This window comes from Collinsella aerofaciens, assembly GCF_015555045.1.
Classification (GTDB): domain Bacteria; phylum Actinomycetota; class Coriobacteriia; order Coriobacteriales; family Coriobacteriaceae; genus Collinsella; species Collinsella aerofaciens_W.
The window spans coordinates 1-19401 of sequence record NZ_JADNJQ010000037.1; the positions used below are offsets into that span (position 1 = coordinate 1).

General features: G+C 61.5%; 18 protein-coding genes and 3 tRNA genes. 1 reads left to right on the top strand and 20 read right to left on the bottom strand.

All coding sequences use genetic code 11. The features are described from left to right. Positions 1–283: 283 nt before the first annotated feature. From I2E45_RS09430 to thyA, 3 genes are all read right to left on the bottom strand, one after another. Positions 284–1198 (bottom strand): TrmH family RNA methyltransferase, encoded by a 915-nt coding sequence (locus I2E45_RS09430; RefSeq protein WP_195445882.1) that lies wholly within the window; start codon positions 1196–1198, stop codon positions 284–286. Positions 1199–1307: 109 nt separating this feature from the next. Continuing rightward, positions 1308–1826 carry a dihydrofolate reductase gene (locus tag I2E45_RS09435; RefSeq protein WP_195445883.1) on the bottom strand — a complete coding sequence of 173 codons (519 nt, stop codon included), beginning with the start codon at positions 1824–1826 and terminating at the stop codon, positions 1308–1310. A gap of 9 nt (positions 1827–1835) precedes the next feature. Beyond that, complete coding sequence (gene thyA, locus I2E45_RS09440) at positions 1836–2684, bottom strand: thymidylate synthase (protein WP_161145471.1); 849 nt, start codon at positions 2682–2684, stop codon at positions 1836–1838. 218 nt (positions 2685–2902) lie between these two features. Here thyA and I2E45_RS09445 point away from each other — a divergent pair, with 218 nt between their 5' ends. After that, complete coding sequence (locus I2E45_RS09445) at positions 2903–3667, top strand: NifB/NifX family molybdenum-iron cluster-binding protein (RefSeq protein ID WP_195445884.1); 765 nt, start codon at positions 2903–2905, stop codon at positions 3665–3667. 116 nt (positions 3668–3783) lie between these two features. On the opposite strand, the gene ffh is transcribed toward I2E45_RS09445, so the two are convergent. The 17 genes from ffh to I2E45_RS09530 all read right to left on the bottom strand — a co-directional run bounded on the left by ffh (position 3784) and on the right by I2E45_RS09530 (position 19164). Further along, positions 3784–5259: a signal recognition particle protein gene (ffh, locus tag I2E45_RS09450; RefSeq protein ID WP_022093830.1), complete on the bottom strand. Its 1476-nt coding sequence runs from the start codon at positions 5257–5259 to the stop codon at positions 3784–3786. A 10-nt stretch (positions 5260–5269) separates the two neighbouring features. After that, on the bottom strand, positions 5270–6187 hold the full coding sequence (gene ftsY, locus I2E45_RS09455; protein ID WP_195445885.1) for a signal recognition particle-docking protein FtsY: 918 nt from the start codon (positions 6185–6187) through the stop codon (positions 5270–5272). Next, positions 6187–9723, bottom strand: coding sequence for a chromosome segregation protein SMC (gene smc, locus I2E45_RS09460; protein ID WP_195445886.1), 3537 nt, complete (start codon positions 9721–9723; stop codon positions 6187–6189). The genes ftsY and smc overlap by 1 nt, the downstream gene beginning before the upstream one ends. A 10-nt stretch (positions 9724–9733) precedes the next feature. Continuing rightward, positions 9734–10459 carry a ribonuclease III gene (gene rnc / locus I2E45_RS09465; RefSeq protein WP_117746013.1) on the bottom strand — a complete coding sequence of 242 codons (726 nt, stop codon included), beginning with the start codon at positions 10457–10459 and terminating at the stop codon, positions 9734–9736. Positions 10460–10462: 3 nt separating this feature from the next. Continuing rightward, positions 10463–10705: an acyl carrier protein gene (locus tag I2E45_RS09470; protein ID WP_055286398.1), complete on the bottom strand. Its 243-nt coding sequence runs from the start codon at positions 10703–10705 to the stop codon at positions 10463–10465. A 124-nt stretch (positions 10706–10829) separates the two neighbouring features. Further along, positions 10830–11849: a phosphate acyltransferase PlsX gene (gene plsX, locus I2E45_RS09475; RefSeq protein ID WP_195445887.1), complete on the bottom strand. Its 1020-nt coding sequence runs from the start codon at positions 11847–11849 to the stop codon at positions 10830–10832. 88 nt (positions 11850–11937) lie between these two features. Continuing rightward, on the bottom strand, positions 11938–12117 hold the full coding sequence (gene rpmF / locus I2E45_RS09480; protein ID WP_022094017.1) for a 50S ribosomal protein L32: 180 nt from the start codon (positions 12115–12117) through the stop codon (positions 11938–11940). Between the two features lie 64 nt (positions 12118–12181). Then, a complete protein-coding gene (locus I2E45_RS09485; RefSeq protein ID WP_055309521.1) occupies positions 12182–12736 on the bottom strand; it encodes a YceD family protein in 555 nt (184 codons plus the stop codon). Continuing rightward, positions 12736–13233, bottom strand: a complete 498-nt coding sequence (locus I2E45_RS09490) for an ATP synthase subunit B family protein (RefSeq protein WP_040358176.1) — start codon at positions 13231–13233, stop codon at positions 12736–12738. Before I2E45_RS09490 ends, I2E45_RS09485 begins: the two co-directional genes overlap by 1 nt. 68 nt (positions 13234–13301) lie before the next feature. Then, on the bottom strand, positions 13302–13799 hold the full coding sequence (coaD, locus tag I2E45_RS09495; protein ID WP_195445888.1) for a pantetheine-phosphate adenylyltransferase: 498 nt from the start codon (positions 13797–13799) through the stop codon (positions 13302–13304). Next, on the bottom strand, positions 13792–14448 hold the full coding sequence (gene rsmD, locus I2E45_RS09500) for a 16S rRNA (guanine(966)-N(2))-methyltransferase RsmD (protein WP_195445889.1): 657 nt from the start codon (positions 14446–14448) through the stop codon (positions 13792–13794). The genes coaD and rsmD overlap by 8 nt, the downstream gene beginning before the upstream one ends. Next, positions 14445–16622 (bottom strand): ATP-dependent DNA helicase RecG, encoded by a 2178-nt coding sequence (recG, locus tag I2E45_RS09505; RefSeq protein WP_195445890.1) that lies wholly within the window; start codon positions 16620–16622, stop codon positions 14445–14447. The genes rsmD and recG overlap by 4 nt, the downstream gene beginning before the upstream one ends. A gap of 10 nt (positions 16623–16632) precedes the next feature. Then, a complete protein-coding gene (locus I2E45_RS09510; RefSeq protein WP_195445891.1) occupies positions 16633–18294 on the bottom strand; it encodes a DAK2 domain-containing protein in 1662 nt (553 codons plus the stop codon). A 27-nt stretch (positions 18295–18321) separates the two neighbouring features. After that, complete coding sequence (locus I2E45_RS09515) at positions 18322–18678, bottom strand: Asp23/Gls24 family envelope stress response protein (RefSeq protein WP_233539077.1); 357 nt, start codon at positions 18676–18678, stop codon at positions 18322–18324. A 195-nt stretch (positions 18679–18873) separates the two neighbouring features. Continuing rightward, positions 18874–18948 (bottom strand) — tRNA-Asn (locus tag I2E45_RS09520). Positions 18949–18981: 33 nt separating this feature from the next. Next, positions 18982–19056: transfer RNA gene (locus I2E45_RS09525), tRNA-Asn, on the bottom strand. A 33-nt stretch (positions 19057–19089) separates the two neighbouring features. After that, a tRNA-Asn gene (locus I2E45_RS09530) sits at positions 19090–19164 on the bottom strand. Positions 19165–19401: the final 237 nt, after the last annotated feature.

The following is a 19401-nucleotide window of genomic DNA, read 5'->3' on the forward strand; positions in this document are numbered from 1 at the left end:
CGACGGGAAACGAAAAAGCCCGGTTTAAAACCGGGCTCGAACAAACACGCCTATTGACAATGGCTTTCTCATATTAAAAAGATGGGGACGCACAGCGACAGCAATTGCTGCCAAATGACACCTTGCGTTACATCGATCGCCGTAGATTTCTTAGCCACACGCCCTCCCCACACGCATACGTCAAACAGCAAAACGGCAATTTAAGACCAAAGCCAATATCAGCTTAGCACCGACTGGCGTCGACCGAAACACCCCGAATCAGAGCCAGGTGCGAAATATCTGCCTAGTGATACAAACCCGGCTGGTAGTGATACTCATTGCTCACGTGCGGGCACAGCTGCCAAAAGGCGACGGCGCTCGCCGCGGCCACGTTAAGCGAATCGACCCCGTGCGCCATCGGAATGCGCACCGCGTGGTCACAGCCGGCAATGGTCTTGGCGCCCAAGCCGGCACCCTCGGTACCCATAAAGATTGCCAAGCGGTCAATCTCCTGCAGCACGGAATCGTCCAGCGATACGGAATCGTCCGTCAACGCCATAGCGGCACACGAAAAACCGGCATCGTGCAACGCGCTCAGACCATCATGCGGCCACACACGAGCCTCGCTGCCAATGCGCGTCCAAGGCACCTGAAACACGGTGCCCATGCTCACGCGGGCCGAGCGACGGTACAGCGGGTCGCAGCACGTCGGGCTGACCAAAATACCGTCAACGTTCAATGCGGCAGCCGAGCGGAAAATAGCGCCAACATTGGTGTGATCGACAATACCCTCAAGCACGCACACACGCACCGGACGATCCCCCGCCGCCTCGACGACACCGCCCAAGAACTCATCAACCGGAATCTGACGCGGGCGACGGAACGCCGCGAGCGCACCACGCGTCACGTTAAAGCCCGTCAACTGCTCCATGAGCTCCATGGAGGCCACGAACACGGGAACCGGACCCGCTCCCTCGCGCACGACAAGCTGGTCAAACAGCGGCATCATCTGGTCGAGCCAGCGCTCGCCCAAAAGAAAGCTCACCGGCTCATATCCGGCGCGAACCGCACGCTCGATGACCTTGGCACTCTCAGCGATAAAAATGCCCTTCTGCGGCTCCAGCACGCAGCGAAGCTCACGCTCGGTCAGTCGCACATAGGCATCGAGCCGCTCGTCATCGAGCGAATCAATTCGCAGAACCTCAACGGCATCAGTCATAGCAGCCAGCCCGCACCCTTCTTTACAGCACATCTATACCAAACGAGGCGACGCTAAGCGCCGCCCCATGCATTCAATCAACCCGATGATACCGTTCACGCCAGACGATTTACGCCTCAACGCGATGATACGTCACGAACTCATAATCGACGCCCTCGTCACCCTCACCGGCGGCAATCGTCGCGACCTCGCTACGCTGCGCAATCTCCCACGCGGGATCGGCGTCCAAGTCGGGAAAGTACGTGTCCACGGGATGGACGCAGTGGTTATGAGTGACCTCGGCCTCCACGCAGTACGGCAAAAACTGCCGATAGACATCGCCGCCACCGATCACCCAGGCAACGGGCTCATCGGCAACCGCAGCGAGCGCTTCGTCAACGCTATGCACCACGTCGACGCCCTCGCGGGTAAAGCCTATATCGCGCGTAAGCACGATATTGCGGCGGTTCTTGAGCGGACGCCCGCCGGGAAAACTCAGCAGCGTCTTGCGTCCCATGATAACCGGGCAGCCCTTGGTGCAGGCCACAAAATGGCGCATATCGGCGCGATTGGACACCACCATATCGCCCTCGCAGCCAATACCCCAGTCGTCACACACGGCGACGATGGCAGAAAGCTTACACGTCATGCGCGTCACCTACACCGCAATGGGGATGTTCTTGACCTGAGGGCCGTGCTCATAGCCCTCGACGATCAGGTCATCGGTCGTAAACGCATAGAAGTCATGCACATCGGGATTGAGCGTTACCTTGGGTGCCGCAAACTGCGGACGCTCGATAAGCTCGCGGACGATATCGACATGACGATCATAGATATGGGCGTCGGCGATCACGTGCAGCAGCTCACCGGGAATCATATCGACCGACTGCGCGACCATCATCAGCAAAATGGCGTACTGGCACACGTTCCAGTTGTTCGCGGCCAAAATGTCCTGGCTGCGCTGGTTGAGAATCATGTTGAGCGTCGGCTTGTCGTCCTGAGGACGCTGCGTCACGTTATAGGTCACGCTATAGGCGCACGGATAAAGGTGCATCTCGGACAGATCGCTAAACACGTACGTATTGGTCATAATGCGGCGACTATACGGCGTGTGCTTAAGGTCGTACAGCACACGGTCCATCTGGTCGAAGTCGCCCTCGACGTAATGGCTCTTCTGACCAATCTGATAGCCGTAGGCTTTACCGATGGAACCGGTCTCATCGGCCCACTCATCCCAGATATGGCTGTTGAGATCATGCACGTTATTGGACTTCTTTTGATAGATCCACAGAATCTCGTCCATGGCAGACTTAAGCGCCGTACGACGCAGGGTGAGCGCGGGGAACTCCTCGCGCAGATCATAGCGCGCCGTGACACCAAAGTTTTTAATGGTATAGGCAGGGGTGCCGTCCTCCCACACCGGACGGACCTTTTGGCCCTCGGTGGTGGTGCCATGGTCCAAGATATCGCGGCACATGGTTACAAACTGCTGATCAGCTTTGCTCATTGACCCTCCTGTCAGTCGCCTATAAGCGAGATTTATTGTAGCCCAGGCGCGCGAGTGTCGAATTGGACACTTAGTCCGGCACACGCAATGCACGGCAGCGCGGCTCCGCATGCGGCAACGAGGCATCTTAGCCTTTTTCTGACATATGACAGAAATGCCTTGCGCCCAACGACTAACGCGTTATCCTATTGTTGACATATGTCAGATAAGGAGTGTGCATGGCAGGAAGACGCGAAAAACTGCGCCGCGTCGGGATCATCCCCGAATACCGCGGCTTTACCCCCGATGGCCTGGCCAGCGGTGATGCCATCGACATGACCGTCGACGAGCTTGAGGTGCTGCGCCTGTGCGATCTGGAGGGCCTCAATCAGGAGGCCGTCGCCCTGCACATGGGCATCGCCCGCGCCACGGTGGCGGCAATCAGCAGTCGCGCGCATCGCAAGGTGGCAAACGCGCTGGTCAACGGACGAGCGCTCGTCATCGAGGGCGGCAATATCGCGTACTCCCCCATCGCCACGACGACGGCCGCATGGCCAGCAAAGGAGGTCGGCACCATGAGGGTGGCAACGACGTACGACAACGGCAACATCTTTATGCACTTTGGCCGCAGCGAGCAGTTCAAGATCTACGACATCCAGGATGGCAAGGTGCTCAACGAGCAGGTCGTAGGCACCGGCGGCACCGACCACGGCGCCTTGGCGGGCCTGCTTGCCAACGGTGGCGTTGACACGCTCATTTGCGGCGGTATCGGCGGCGGCGCTATCAACGCGCTTGCCCAAGCCGGCATCACGGTCTATGCGGGCGCCCAGGGCAGCTGCGATGCCTGCGTCGAGGCCCTCATTGCCGGCACGCTCGCACAGAACGGCGAGGCCACCTGCGACTGCCATGGACATGATCACGAGCACATCCACGAGCATGGCGAGTCCTGCGGCTGCCACGGTCACCACGACCATGACGGGCACGAAGGCTGCGGCTGCCACTAGCGGCAAGCACCTCGTCGAGAACGCGCTTCCACGCGTGCGACAACCAGCGAACAAACGGCGAAGGCCGCCTGGAATACCATCCAGGCGGCCTTCGCCATACACGACTCAACTAGTCGTTACTTCTTGTTGCGCATCTGCGCTTCCATCTGGCGCAGCAGGTCCATATCGGACTTGGGGCCGCCCGTTCCCAGGCCGCCCATGCCGCCCAGCCCCATGGCATCCAGACCGGGAATATTGGGCATGCGCATCTTTTTGCCCTTCTTACCCTTCTTGCCCTTCTTGCCGCCGGCCTGTGCCTGATTGGCCATCGTGCGCATGCGGCCCATCATCTTGTTCATCTCGCCCCACTGCTTCATAAGGCTATTGACCTCGGTGGGGGTCACGCCGGCGCCCTTGGCGATGCGGGCACGGCGCTGGCCGTTGATGATGGAGGGGCGAAGGCGCTCCTCCTTGGTCATCGACATGATGATGGCCTCGTTCTTATCGAAGATACCTTCGTCCAGGTTGCCACCCATCTGGTTAAGCGCACGCTGGCCACCGGGGAGCATGCCCAGAATGCCCTTCATGCCGCCCATCTTCTTGACGGCCTTCATCTGGTCGAGCATGTCGTTCATGGTAAAGCCCTCGCGCAGCATGCGCTCGGCAGCCTCGAGCTGCTCGGCGTCGGCTGCCTCCTGGGCCTTCTCGATGATGCCGACAACATCGCCCATGCCCAAGATGCGCTTGGCCATGCGGTCGGGATAGAACGGCTCCAGCGAATCGGGTTTCTCGCCCATGCTAACAAACTTGATGGGCTTGCCGGTCACCTGGCGCACGGAAAGCGCGCCGCCGCCACGGGCGTCGCCGTCGAGCTTGGAGATGATCACGCCGTCAAAGTCGGTGCGCTCGGCGAAGGTCGAGACGACGTTGACGATGTCCTGGCCGGTCATGGCATCGACGACCATCAGCACCTGATCGGGCTTGACGGCCTTCTTGATGTCCACGGCCTCCTGCATCATCTGCTCGTCGATCTGCAAACGACCGGCGGTATCGACGATGACCACGTCACGCAGGTGGTCAACGGCCTCCTGAATGGCGCCCTTGGCGATGTCAACCGGGTGCTCGCCATCGCCACGGAAGACCGGCACGCCAATCTCTCCGCCAAGCGTGGCCAGCTGGTCGGCAGCGGCGGGACGGTAGACGTCGCACGCGGCGAGCAGCGGTGAGCGGCCCTGCTTCTTGAGCAGGTAGGCCAGCTTTACGGCCGCCGTGGTCTTACCGGAGCCCTGCAGGCCCACGAGCATGATGACATTGGGAATGCGATTGCTAAAGACGAGCTTGCTCTCGGTTGAGCCAAGCATCTCGGTGAGCTCGTCGAGCACGATCTTGACGACGTTTTGCGCCGGCGACAGCGACTCCATGACCTCGGCGGTCATGCAGCGCTCCTTGGTCTTGGCGACGAACTCCTTGACGACCTTAAAGTTAACGTCGGCCTCGAGCAGCGCCATGCGAATATCGCGCATGGCCGAAGTAATATCGGCCTCGGTCAGCTTGCCCTTGCCGCGCAGGCGGTCAAATGTGTCGTTGAGGCGATCGCTCAGGGAATCAAACACTAGTCACTCCTTAATTGGACTCGCCCACCAGGGCGCGGCAGAAATCTTTGGCATTGAACTCCTGCAGGTCATCGACCTGCTCGCCCACGCCGACGCGCAGGATCGGGAGCTTGAGCTTCTCGGCCACGGCCATGGCGATGCCGCCCTTTGCCGTGCCGTCGAGCTTCGTCATGATAATACCGTCCAGGCCCAGCGCCTCGTTAAACTCGAGCGCCTGGTTCAGACCGTTCTGGCCGGTGGCGGCATCGATCACGAGCACGACTGAGACGGGCATGGGGCCGGCGGCCATATTGGCGGCGCGCTTACGCGTCACGTTAACCACCTTGGCAAGCTCGCGCATGAGCTCAGGGCTCGTGTGCAGACGGCCGGCGGTATCGATAAGCACCAGGCCGCTGCCGCGCTTGTCGGCCTCGTCGAGCACGTCGTAGCAAACACTTGCCGGGTCGGAGCCGCGGTCGCGCTTGATGACGGGGACGCCAGCGCGCTGGCCCCACACATCGAGCTGCTCGATAGCGGCAGCACGGAAGGTATCGGCCGAACCGATCACGACGTTCTTGCCGCGGGCGGCCATGACGCTCGCGATCTTACCGACCGTCGTGGTCTTGCCGGCACCGTTAATGCCCACAAACAGCACGCAGCTCGGCGTATCGGAAAACGGATCGCGCTCGATGGGCACAAAGTGCTGCTCGAGCTGCTCGGCCAGGGCACGGCGAAGCTGCGGAGCGGTCTTGAGGTTCTTCTTGGCCGCGGCATCGCGCAGGTCATCGGAGACCTTGATAGCGACCTCGGCGCCCATGTCACCCATGACGAGGGTGTCCTCCAGGTCCTCCCAAAAATCCTCGTCGACCTCGCCGCCAAAGTAGAAGACCTCGTTGAGGGCCTCGCGGCTGCGCTCAAGTCCGCGCGAGAGAGCATCGAAGAATCCCATTATGCATTCACGACCTTTCCGGTTTCGCGATCGAGTTTTTGCGAGACGACGCGACTGACGCCGTCGGCTTGCATCGAGACGCCGTAGAGGACGTCAGCGTCCTCCATAGTACGGCGCTGATGCGAGATAACCAAGAGCTGCGTATCGGAACGCAACACGTCGAGTGCGCCGATGAGCTTGGACAGGTTGGCGTCATCGAGTGCCGCCTCGACCTCGTCCAGCACATAGAACGGCACCGTGCGCGTGCGGTACACAGCAAAGAGCAGGGCGAGCGCCGTCAGGCTCTTCTCGCCGCCCGACATGAGCATCATCTTGGTGATGCGCTTGCCGCGCGGCTGCGCCACGACCTCGATACCCGTCTCGGCAGGATGCTCGGGATCGGTCATCTCCAGATGAGCCTGACCGCCCGGGAAGAGCATGGCGAAGATCTCGCGGAAGTTCGCATCGACCTTCTCAAACGTCACCAGGAACGCCTTGCGCATCTTACGGTCGATAGCCACGGTGATCTTGGTGAGCGCCTTGCGCGCGCTCTCCAGATCGGCCAGCTGCTCCTCGATGTAATCGGCGCGGCGCTTGAGCTGCTCGTACTCCTCCATGGCAACTTGGTTAACGGGACCAAGGTTGTTGATCTGGCGCACAAGCTGGTTGAGTTCGCGCTCGGCGGCATCGCGGTCCGTGGGCGCCGGAAGCATGAGCGCTTCCTCGAGTACCGTGGTGCCATCGGCGGTAATGGCCTTAATGGCGGCCTCTACCTGCACCTCGAGCTTGCCACGCGCGACCTTGAACTCGTTTTGCGCGGCGGAGGCGGTATCGACTCGCTCCTTAGCGCGGGCAACCTCTGCCTTGGCATCCTCGATGGTCTTCTTGAGCGAAGCGGAGTCCGCCTCCTCCAGAGAGGCCTGGTCACGCAGGCGCGCTGCCCAATCCGACGCGCGTTCCAACAGGGCAGAATAGCGTTCGTGCATGGGGTCGACGCGCAGGCGCAGCAGCTCGAGCGAGCGCGAAGCCTGGCGTGTTCCGCGGATACGACGGTCGATGCCCTCAAGACGATGCTCAAGGTCGGGCACGCGGCCCTTCAGCGAACGCAGGCGCTCGCTCGTCTGGGCCAGGCGCACCTTGGCATCGGCGAGCTTACCGGCGGCCTCGGAATCGTCACGGCGAACGCGATCGAGCTCATCGTTGGCCTCGGCAATCTGGAGACCCAGGTCGCTTGCCTGTGCACGCGCCTCGTCACGCGAACGGGTGAGCTCGTCAACGCGCGGGCGCGCGGCACGAACGGCCTCGGCAGCCTGCTCGCGGCGCTTGGAGATGCGCACGCGCTCGACCTCGGCATTGTTGGCGCTTTGCTCCAAGCGGCCGATCTCGGAGAGCAGCGAGCGGCGCTCGCCCTCAAGACGGGCGATCTCACCGGCGGCATCGCCCTCGGCGGCACGGGCCTCCTCGACGGCAACGTTGGCCTCGACGACCTGATCCGACACATGCTCAAACACGGCAGCCAGATCGGGCTCAAGCCCCTCCAGCTCGCGAATGCGACGCTTACGCTCCAGAGCACCCGACGCCTCGCCGGCATCGAGGCCCACACGCACCAGGCCGCCACAGCTTACGCGGGCGCCATCGGGAGTCACATAGGTCACACCGTCAACGACAGGCGCAGCCAGCGCGGCAGCCAAGTCATCGACCACGTAATAGCCGCCGAGCAGCGCCTCGACGACGGGTCCGTAGCCTGCACGCACGGACAGACGATCAACCAGGCGGGTACCGGCAGCGCCCTCAGCGGCGGTAGAGCCGCTCACGCCGCGCGTCACCAGCAGTGCTTCGCCCGAGGCCTTCTTTTGGTCCAGAGCCGCACGACCGGCACGCTCAAGCGTGGCGGCGTCATCAAACAGCAGCGCATCGATATCGCCGGCGAGCAATTGCTCAACCAGGCCCTCAAGCTCGCGCGGGGCCTCCAGCACGTCGCCCAGACGACCCAAGACATCGTCGCCCAGCGCACCCACCAGACGGCTCACGAGCGGCGAGCTGTCGGCCATGCGGGCATCGAGTTTCTTTTGGCTGGCAAGCTCCGAGCGCACCTCGGACAGCTTGTTGCGCGCCTCACTCTCACGATTACGCAAGTCCTTCAGGGCTGCACGGGCGACCTCGGTGGCCTCACGCGCATCGGCCTGGGCCTGGCGCGCTTCCTCAAGAGCACCCTCAAGCTCCTCTGCGCGGTTGCGACGGCTCTCGAGCGAGGCCGTGACCTCCTCGAGCTGCTCGTCAATCTGCTCCAGGCGCGAGGCATACATGTTGTCCTCGACCTCGGCATTGCTCAGCGAGTCCTTCACCTTGGCGAGCTCGAGCGCGGCGTTGTCGGCCACGCGCTGCACATCGCGTTGCTCACGCGTAAGCTGCGAAATCTGATTGTCGAGCGCCACGCGCCGCTCGTGGAGCTCTGCGGCGGCAGGACCAGCGGCGTCAACGTCCTCCTGGGCCTGCATGTGCGCGCCGGTCACTTCCTCAAGCTGCGCACGCGCGTCCTCGAGCTCCTCGACCACGCGACGACGCTGATGCTCGGAGCTCGAAATCTGCCCGCGCATGTCAGACAGGCGCGACACCATGTTGTGGCCCTTTTCCTCGAGCAGGCGCATGTCGGAGTTAATGCGGCCGACCACATCTTGCATATGGCGGCGCTGCTCGCCCAGATCGCCCACAAACAGGCCCTTTTCCTCGAGCATGACCTGGAGCTTCTCGAGCTCGCGCTCCTTTTCGCCCATGCGGTACTGCGCAAGCTCCAGCTCGGCGGCACCTTCCTTGGAGCGGCTCTCCAGGTCGTTCCACTGCGACTGCAGCGAACGCAGCTCGTCGACAGCCAGCATCTGCGTAAGCTCGTTCGCGCGCGAGGACAACTCTTTGTACTTGCGCGCACGATCGACCTGACGCTCCAGCGGTCGCAGCTGACGGGCGATTTCCTTATTGATGTCGCGGGCACGCGTCAGGTGCTCGTCCATCGACTTAATCTTTTTGAGCGCACGCTCCTTGCGGCGCTTGTGCTTGGAGATGCCGGCGGCCTCCTCGATGAGGGCGCGGCGCTCCTCGGGGCGGCTCTGCAAAATGGCGTCGAGCTTGCCCTGGCTGATGATGGAATGCGTATCCTTGCCCAGGCCCGAATCGTGCAAGATGTCCTGAATGTCCATCAGGCGGCACGGGCTCGAGTTGATGAGGTACTCGCTTTCGCCCGAGCGATACATACGACGGATGATGGCGACCTCGTCAAAATCGACGGGCAGCATATGGTCCGAGTTATCGAGCACAAGCGTGACCTCGGCGACACCCACCGGCTTGCGCGCTGACGAGCCCGAGAATATGACATCCTCCATGGCCTGGCCGCGCAACTGCTTGGCGCTCTGCTCGCCCAGGACCCACAGGATGGAGTCGGAGATGTTCGATTTTCCCGAGCCGTTGGGACCGACGATGACGGTCAGGCCCGGCTCAAACGTCATATGGGCGCGGTCGGCAAACGACTTGAACCCTTTGAGCGTGAGGGACTTGAGATACACGGTTCCTCGCTTACACGTGCTTCTTATTGAGAATCACGCCGTTGGTGGTGTAACCCATACGGTCGAGCGCCTCAAGCGCGGCGGCTCCCTCGGCTTCCTTCTTAGAGGAACCGGAGCCGCGACCCTGGCGAATACCATCGATCAAAACCACAGCGGTAAAGGTGGGCGCATGCGCCGGGCCCTCGGAGCCAACGAGCTTGTACGCCGGAGGTTCGTGACCGTCGGCTTGCACACACTCCTGCAAAAACGACTTGGGGTTCGCGGGGTGCTCGGCACGCTCGGTGGCCAGGTGCGGCTTAAGCGTACGGTGAATGAACTCCGCCGCCGTATCCCAGCCGGCATCCAGGTACAGCGCGCCCACGAGCGACTCATAGACGTTCTCGAGGGCCGAATGCAGGCCGCGCGCACCGGTACCGGTCTCGGAGGCACCAAAGATGATGATGTCGTCAATGCCCAGCTCGTGAGAAACCTCGGACAGCGTAGCGCCCGAGACAAGCGACACCTTCAGGCGCGTGAGCTTGCCCTCGTCAAACTCCGGATAGGACTCAAACAGGGAGCGTGCGACCACAGCGCCCAAAATGGAATCGCCCAAGAACTCAAGGCGCTCATAGCTGGCAGAAACCGGCTGGCCCTCGACTGCCGAGGGATGCGTAAGCGCCGCGCGCAGCAGCACCTTATTGTTGAACTCGTGGCCCAAGATTTCCTGGGCGCGCGTAAGTCGTTCGGATAAAGCCAAGACTTAGGCCTCCTTGGCAGCTTCGATAGCGTCGACGGCGTCGGCGACAGAGTTGAGCGAGAGCAGAGTCTCGTCATCGATCTCGAGGTTGAACTCGTCCTCGATAGCCGTAACCAGCTGCAGGCGCTCGAGCGAGTTGGCATCGAGGTCGTCAAAGGTGGTCTCCTCGCTAATTTCGGCAACATCGACGCCCAGAACGTCAGCAGCGACCTCGGCGATCTTGTCGAAGATTTCGGAGCGGTCCATAGCGCTTCCTCTCATAGTGCATGAATACCAAAAGAATGGTACCGCCCGGGCGGTACCAAGACACGGTTCTGATTCTACCCCACGACGTGCGCCGCGAAGCACATAACAGCGCCCTAACTCGCTCTTATAAAACGATACCGTCCATAGAGTTGGCGACATTCTCAACCAGCCCGGCGCGCACGGCTTCGGCCGCCGCGAGCGTACCGTTTTTGACAGCCTCGACTGAGGTGGCGCCATGGCCGATCAGGACCACGCCGCGCAGGCCCAGAAGAATCGCGCCGCCCTTGGCGTCGCCAGAGAGCTTGGCCTTAATCTCGCGCATCTGCTTTTTAATGAGCAGCGCGGCGATCTTGGTGCCGAGCGAGGCCATAAAGGCGTCCTTGAGCTCCTGCAGCAAAAACTTGGCAGCGCCCTCGGTAGCTTTGAGAGCGATATTACCCGACATGCCATCGGCAACGACGACATCGAAGTTACCTGAGGTGAGGTCGGTGCCCTCGCAGTTACCAACAAAGCCGGGAACGGCGGCCTTCATAGCAGGGAAACAGGCCTTGGTAAAGTTGGAGCCCTTCTCATCCTCGGTGCCGTTGGCAAGCAGGCCCACGCGAGGATGCTCGATGCCCAGGACGACGCGGGCATAGGCGCTACCCATCTGGGCAAAACGCACCATGTCATCGACCTCCACATCGGGGTTGGCACCCATGTCGCACAGCACCGTCAGACCGCCGGCGCGATTGGGCAGCGCATTGGTCAGACAGGGGCGCACCGGCTGCTTCTTGCCTTCGGCCTGATACCTAAACGGCGTCACATAGGCGGTGGCGGCGGCGGTCATGGCACCGGTGGAGCCGGCGGAGAAGAACGCATCCGCGTTGCCCTTCTTAATGGCGCGGCAAGAAAGCACGATCGACGACTTACGCTTGGTCATCACGGCGCGAATGGGATCGTCATCCATGGCGATAACGTCAGGCGCCTCAAGGGCCTCAACACGTGCATGGGAAGCTGCAAAGGGATTGACGATTTCGGCGGGACCAGCTGCCAAGACCTCGATATCGGGATCGGCGGCAAGCGCAGCCTCGATACCATCAAGAACAACCTGAGGTTTCTCGTCTCCGCCCACAACGTCTACACAAACGCGAACGTTACTCATAATACATGCTCCTTATACAAAAATGGCCGACTCATTGAGCCGGCCATTGTGGTTCCATTTGGAACGGCATCGCATCCAGAGTATACCGTTACTCGGTAACGATAACCTCGCGGTCCTTGTAGAAACCGCAGCTGGGGCACACGTGATGCGGGAGCTTGACAGCACCGCAACGGGGGCACGTGGACTGAGCCGCAGCCGAGATCTTCATGTTGGCGGAACGACGGGTGTGAGTGCGGATACGACCCTGCTTTTGTTTAGGTACGGGCATAGTGACCTTCCTTATGAACTATCCAGTGTGGCGATTACGCGCAAGTAGCGATACTACCACAGTTTTACTCATCAAGCTTGAGATTCTTCAATGCTGCAAATGGATTTTCCGTGGCAGCGGCCCATTCTGCCTCTGCCTGGGCGGCGCAATCGCATTGCTCGACGTTGAGATTGCAACCGCATGTGGGGCACAGACCACGGCAATCGGGCTTGCAGAGCACCACAAACGGCGTGTCCATAACGACCGCGTCATTGATAGGCTCACCCAGATCAACGATACGGTCCTCACCCAGGAGCTCGTAGCCGTCCTCGTAGGCCTCGGGATCCTCGGGCTCCTCAAAGAGGTAGAACTCCTCGATCTCGCCGGCGATATCAAACGAGGCGGGTTCCAGGCAACGGTCGCACTCGCCGGTGGCGTGCGCGCGAACCATGCCCGTGAGCAAGACACCGGTACCGGCATTGGTAAAGACAACGTCGTAGTCGATGCCGTCCTGTAGCTGGTACTCCTTCTCGCCCACCGTGTAGGTGGCGACATCGACCTTACCGGTCAGCGGATACGAATCTCCAGGAAACTCGAGCTGCTCGGAAAGATCGACGGTAACGCTCGGGAACTCAGCCATTACCACTGACCATTCTGCTGGGCGGCACCCTCGTTGAGCTGCTGACGGCAACGGGTAACGGTGCCGGTCAGGCTCTTGAGGTTCTCCTCCAGGTGCGTAAAGACCTGCTCTGCGTAGTCCTCGGCAGCATAACGCGTCTCGCGCTCGTACTGCTGGGCACGATCGCGGATGTCGTCGGCCTGCTGCTGCGCAAGGCGGACGATCTCCTGCTCACCGGCAATGGTGAGGGCCTGCTGCTGAGCGTCGGCGATGATGGAATCGGCCTGAGCGGCGGCGGAAGCCATAAGCTCCTCGCGCTCCTTAAGGATACGGCGGGACTTCTGCCACTCCTCGGGATAGCTCATGCGGATCTCGTCGAGGATGTTGAAGAACACGTCGGCGTCGATGACCTTGAACTGAGCGTTCTTGCCGAAAGGCGGCTTGGCTTCCTCGATCAGCCCTTCGAGCTCATCGACCAAGCTGACGATCCTATCGCCAGGAAAATTCTCGCCCGGCATCCGGTCTCCTTTCATAGGTAACATATCATTGTGCTAGTTTACCACATGCCACCAGGCAATAAGAAACGTCACGAAAAGCGATGTTTGAGCGCTTCGACCACGTTGGGCGGGACAAACGTCGATACGTCACTACCGAGCGAGGCGATCTGGCGAACAACCGAGCTCGAGATATAGCCGTACTGCGGCGCGCTCATGACAAAGATGGACTCCAGCTCGTTATCCAAGCGATAGTTGAGGTCGGCCTGCTGCAGCTCGTACTCAAAGTCGGTCATGGCGCGCAGGCCCTTGACCACGGCCCCCGCCCCCTGCTCGCGAGCGAAGTCGACCAAGAGGCCGGTAAAGGGCAGGACCTCGACGCCGTCGATATCACCGAGCGCCTCGCGGGCCAGCGCCACGCGCTCATCGAGCGTAAACGTGGTGCCCACACCGTTTTTACCCTGCGACTCAGCAACAGCGACGATCACGCTGGGAAAGATGCGGCGGGCGCGGCGGATCACATCGATATGGCCAAACGTGATGGGATCAAAGGTGCCCGGGACGATCACGCGGTTGATGGTGTCATTCATGGGCGTCCTCCTGAAACGTCGTGGCATCGTTGTTGTCAGCATCGGTGCCGGCGTTATCGCCCTCGCCATCGTTATCGCCGACCCAACGAAGCAGGTCGACCGAGGTAATGCCGTAGCGCTTCTCACGTACAGTCTCAAAGCCTGCCGGATGCGCGCCCGCATCGGCAGCGGCATGCTCAAACAAGGCGTAAGCGCCAGGTGCAAGTAAACCCTGCTGAGCCAGGTTCTGCAGCAGTTCCTCGACCGGCTCGGCACCAAAAGCATAGGGCGGGTCGAGCAGGACCAGATCAAAGGGGCCGCCCGGTACACGACCGCGCGAGGCACTCGCCAGCATGTCGCCCGTGACCACGCGCCAACGCGCACGGTCGCGGCAGAGCGACTCGATATTCTTGGTAATGAGCCGCACGGCGTTGCGATCGATCTCAAACGTCGTGAGCGAGCGGGCCCCACGAGAGAGCATCTCTAACCCTAAGGCACCGGAGCCGCCAAAGGCGTCCAGCACGCGGACCTCGTCCAGATCGAAGTCGAATGCCGACATGACCATAGATGCGCACGACTCGCGCACGCGATCAGTCGTGGGGCGGGTGACATCGCGACCACGGGGCTCCTCGATCTTACGACCGCGCCATTCGCCGCCGATGATTCTCATCCTCCGCTGACCTCCTTAAAAATATGTCGATAACGCATGGCGACCGCGTCGCGCAGGGGGCGCGTCGCCACGGAGTCAAGTGTACAAGCATACCGCAAGAGCTCGACCGCGTCCAAATGGGCCCACTCGATCAGCTCCTCGTCGGCATCCAGGTCGACAAAGCGCAGGGTCACACCGCCGTGCTGGCGGTACCCCAGGATTTCGCCCTCATGGCGCAGGCGCAGGTCCATCTGGGCGAGTGTAAAGCCATCAGAGGTTTTTTCGAGCGATTGCAGGCGATCTTGCGCTGCCGAAGCGCCACCGTTGCCCTTGGAGTGCGTCATGACCAGGCACGTGCCCAACACGCTGCCACGGCCCACGCGACCGCGCAGCTGGTGCAGGGCAGCCAACCCAAAGCGCTCGCCGTTCTCGATGACCATGACGGTGGCGTTAGGCACGTCGACGCCCACCTCGACCACCGTAGTCGAGACGAGCACGTCGATCTCGCCACGCTTGAAGGCGTTGATCACACGATCCTTCTCCCCCGCCGGCATGCGGCCGTGAAGGCGCTCGATGACAAGACCCGGCAACGCCAGACGCAGGCGATCGAGCTCGGTTGCCGTATCGTGCAGCGGCACGGGGACCGTCACGCGGCCCTCGTCGTCGCGGGCGATACCAGGTACGTCTTCCAGCTCATCGGCCGAATCACTCGGCTCCACAAGTGGGCAAATCACGTAGGCCTGCTGGCCCTTTGCATGCGCCTCGCGGATGGCGCCATAGGCGAGGTCGCGGCTCGACTCGGTGAGCACGCGTGTCATCACGCCAGCGCCAGGGACGGGCCGATGGCGGATGATACTCGTGTCCAGATCGCCGTAGACCGAAAGCGCCAGCGTACGCGGGATTGGCGTTGCCGTCATAACAAGCAGATCGGCACCGGGGCCCTTCGCGCGTAGGGCGCTGCGCTGGCCTACGCCAAAGCGGTGCTGCTCGTCGATGACAACAAGTGACAGATGCTTGAACGTGACATTGTCCGAAAGAACCGCGTGGGTGCCAAAGAGGACATCGAGCTCGCCGGACTGCAGCTGCTCATGGATACGCTCGCGCTCGGCCGCCGGCGTGGCACCCGTCAGAAGCGCCCAGGACATGCCAGCCTGCGAGAGCAGAGGGCCGGTCTTATCGGCATATTGGCGCGCCAGAACGCCCGTGGGCGCCATAACGCAGGCCTGCGTACCGCTATCGGCAGCCACAGCCAGCGCGCAGGCGGCAACGGCGGTCTTACCGGTACCGACATCGCCCAGCAGCAGGCGGTTCATCACGCGCCCGCCATCGCACATATCGCGCAGGATATCTTGGAACGCGGCCTCTTGCTCGTCGCTCAGCGAAAACGGCAGGGCTTGCTTGAGCGCGGCCAGGTGCTCGCCCGCGGTGTGGGCATAAGGCACCACATCGACCAGGCCGCCGTCGTTGCGCAGGCGCAGCGCCAGCTGCAGGCAGAGGCACTCCTCGTAGGCAAGACGCCGGCGTGCGATGTCGCGCTCAGCCATGCTCGAGGGAAAGTGGATCGAACGCAACGCGCGGGCATTGCTCATGAGCTTCCGCTTTGCGCGCAGCGGCGCGGGAATCGGATCGAACGGATTGGCGACCACTTCGAGCGCACCGCTTACGATGCGGCGCATCCACGCCTGGCTCACGCCGTCACTTACGTAGTGAACCGGCAGGATGGTGCCGGCGGCACGCCCGCCCTCGAGCTTTTCGAAATGCGGCGAGGCCATCTGCTTAAAGCCGTAGGCAAACTCGACCTTACCCATCACGGCCAGGCGGTCGCCCTGCTTAAACTGCTGGGCAATCCAGGGCTGACGGAAAAAGGCGACTTGCAGCACGCCTGTATCGTCCACCAGCGAGACCTCGGTCACCTGCATACGCGGACGGGGTTGCTTTTGGACGATACGATCGACCGTGGCGATGATGGTGCACACGGTACCGATGGGCGCCATCTCGATGGACCACGAACGGGTAAAGTCGAGGTATCGATGAGGGATATGGAGAAGGAGGTCCCCCACCGTCCTAATTCCCAGACGGCGAAGGGCCTCCTCACGTTTACCCGAAACATATTTGAGTCGCGCGATATCCTCATCGAGCGCATTGCTCTGGGCAAAGCGCTCCGAGACGCGCGGCACGGAGCACAGCTCGGACATGGGCAGTTGCCTACTCGATCGAGAAGATCACGGGATAGAGCGGCTGCTCGCCACGATGGGCGTCGATCTCCAAATCGGGCTGAGCCTCCTCGATGGCGTCGACGATCTCCTGGAAGGCCTCATCGGACAGCTCCTCGCCGGCCAGAATCGTCAGCGCGTCGCCCTCCTCTTCCTCCTGCATGCGGTTGATGCAGTCGAGCGTGACCTGCTTCACGTCGGAGCCGACCACGTCGATGGATCCGGCAATGATACCCATGACGTCACCGGAGTGAATCGGAGAGCCGTCAGAGGCGCTGGAGTCGCGCACGGCACGGGTGACCTCGCCATCGCGAACCTCGCTGATGGCGTCGACCATGGCGGCAACAGCGTCCTCGAGCTCGGAATCGGGCAGAACCGCGAACAGCGCGGAGAACGCCTGCGGGACGGTCTTGGTGGGAACGACGGCGACCTTCTTGTCGGTGCAGGCAGAAGCGGCGGCCTCGGCAGCCATGCGGATGTTGCCGTTATTGGGCAGGATGATGACCGAGGTCGCGTTGACCTGGTCCACCGCGCCCAGCAGATCGGCAGTCGAGGGGTTCATGGTCTGGCCACCCGAGACGATCACGTCAACGCCGAGGGACTTGAGGATGTCGGCCTCGCCCGAACCGGCGGCAACGGCGACAAAGCCCAGCGCCTTGGCGGGCTCGGCGGCCTTTTCCTGGTCCTCGTGAATCTTGGCGGTACGGTCGTGGGCCTCCATCTCCATGTTGTGGATAAAGATCTCGTAGATCTGACCGAGCTGCAGCATGTGCTCGAGCACCAGGTTGGGGGTGTTGGAGTGCACATGGATCTTGTAGTCGGGGTAGGCACCCACGAGCAGCTCGCAGTCGCCCATGGAGCCCAGGAACTTAAGGCACTCGTCCTCGTCAAAGGGAGCGTCGGCCTTAAAGAGGAACTCGTTGCAGTAGCGGAACTCCGAGCCCTCCCAGTCGTCGTTGGCCTCAATCTCAACGCGGCCAAGAGCAGCATCGCGGGCAGAGCCGGCGGAGTCAAACGTAGCGGAGAAATCCTCGACCACGGTGCTGCGGCCGAGCGCAGCGGCAACAAAGTTCTCCAGGAAGATGGCAAAGCCAAAGGCGCCGGAGTCGACCACGCCGTTCTCCTTCAGAACGGGCAACAGATCGGGTGTGCGGGCGACGGACTGGTACGCCTCAACGACGATGGCATCGAGCGCATCCTCAGCCGAGAACTTCTTCTTCTCGCACTCATCGGCCTTGGTCGAGACATCGCGCAGGACCGTGAGGATCGTGCCCTCGATGGGCTTGCGGACGGCCTGGAAGGCGACCTTGACGGCACGACGGAACGCATAAGCGATGTTGGCGGAGGTGATGGGCTCATCGGCAGAGACGAGGCCCTCGGCCACGCCGCGCAGAATCTGCGACGTGATGACGCCGGAGTTACCGCGGGCGCCCATGAGGGAGCCGTGAGTGATGGCGCCGGCGATGGCCTCCATGTCGGCATCGGCGGGAAGGGCGGAGAGCTCCTTGGTCACCGAGGCGAGCGTGAGCGACATGTTGGTGCCGGTATCGCCGTCGGGTACGGGGAAGACGTTGAGCTTGTTGATCTCCTCGGCCTTGTCGGAAACGGCAGCCGCAGCGATCGGAAAACAGGTGCGAATGGTCTTTGCAATCATGGGTATTTGAATCTCCGTTTTCGGACGCTAGTTCAGACGGCTCTTGAGCGCGTCGATATGGATGCCGATCTTAAGGCTGGCGGGATCGATCTGGGCGATCTCCTGCAAAGTGAAGGCAACGGAGCTCGAAAGATTGTGGCAGACGGACTTCATGTTGACGCCGTTCTCGAGCACGACGTGAAGATCGACCGTAAGGCCGTCCTCGTCGGCGGAGACAAGCACGCCCTTGCGGAGGCGCTGACCGGCAAGCAGGCGCACGCTCTCGGCGCCCTGGAGCTGCTCGGCCATACCGACGACGCCATAGCACGTCATCGCGGCATAACCGGCAATATCGGCAATAACGTCGTTCGAGACGCTCAGGCTGCCGTTAATGGTCTCAGACACAAGAATCTCCTTTTCTTGGTGCTCGCGGCACCATGTCGTGGGAGCAATCATTGCAATATTCTACAACGACCGCGCCATGTTGAGGTGGCGGGCCTCGGGATTACATCCTCGACACGAAATGTTGATACGGTAACGTTCGCGCCAAGCGATCGCGACATGAAAAAACCCGCCGCATAAGCGACGGGTTTTACAACCTGGCTCCCCGGGTAGGACTCGAACCTACAACAGCGCGGTTAACAGCCGCGTGCTCTACCATTGAGCTACCGAGGAATTTAAAGCCCAACGGAAAGGGCTGGAAAATTCTGGCTCCCCGGGTAGGACTCGAACCTACAACAGCGCGGTTAACAGCCGCGTGCTCTACCATTGAGCTACCGAGGAATTTAAAGCCCAACGGAAAGGGCTGGAAAATTCTGGCTCCCCGGGTAGGACTCGAACCTACAACAGCGCGGTTAACAGCCGCGTGCTCTACCATTGAGCTACCGAGGAATAGGTGCGTGCTCTCAAGCAACGAAGTTTATTATACGGACGAATCAGCTTAGGGCAAGAACTTTTTTAAGAAATTTTCCGACCCAGTCATTGGGGACGTTCTTGAACGACTAGCCAAACAAGAACGTCCATTACAGTCGAAATTGTCAGCCCGGGACCGTCTCGGGCTACGATTGAGGCGCGCCCAGAACGGGCCGCCGACCGGGCGCCCGCGCACGGCCGAACGTCCCTGCCCCC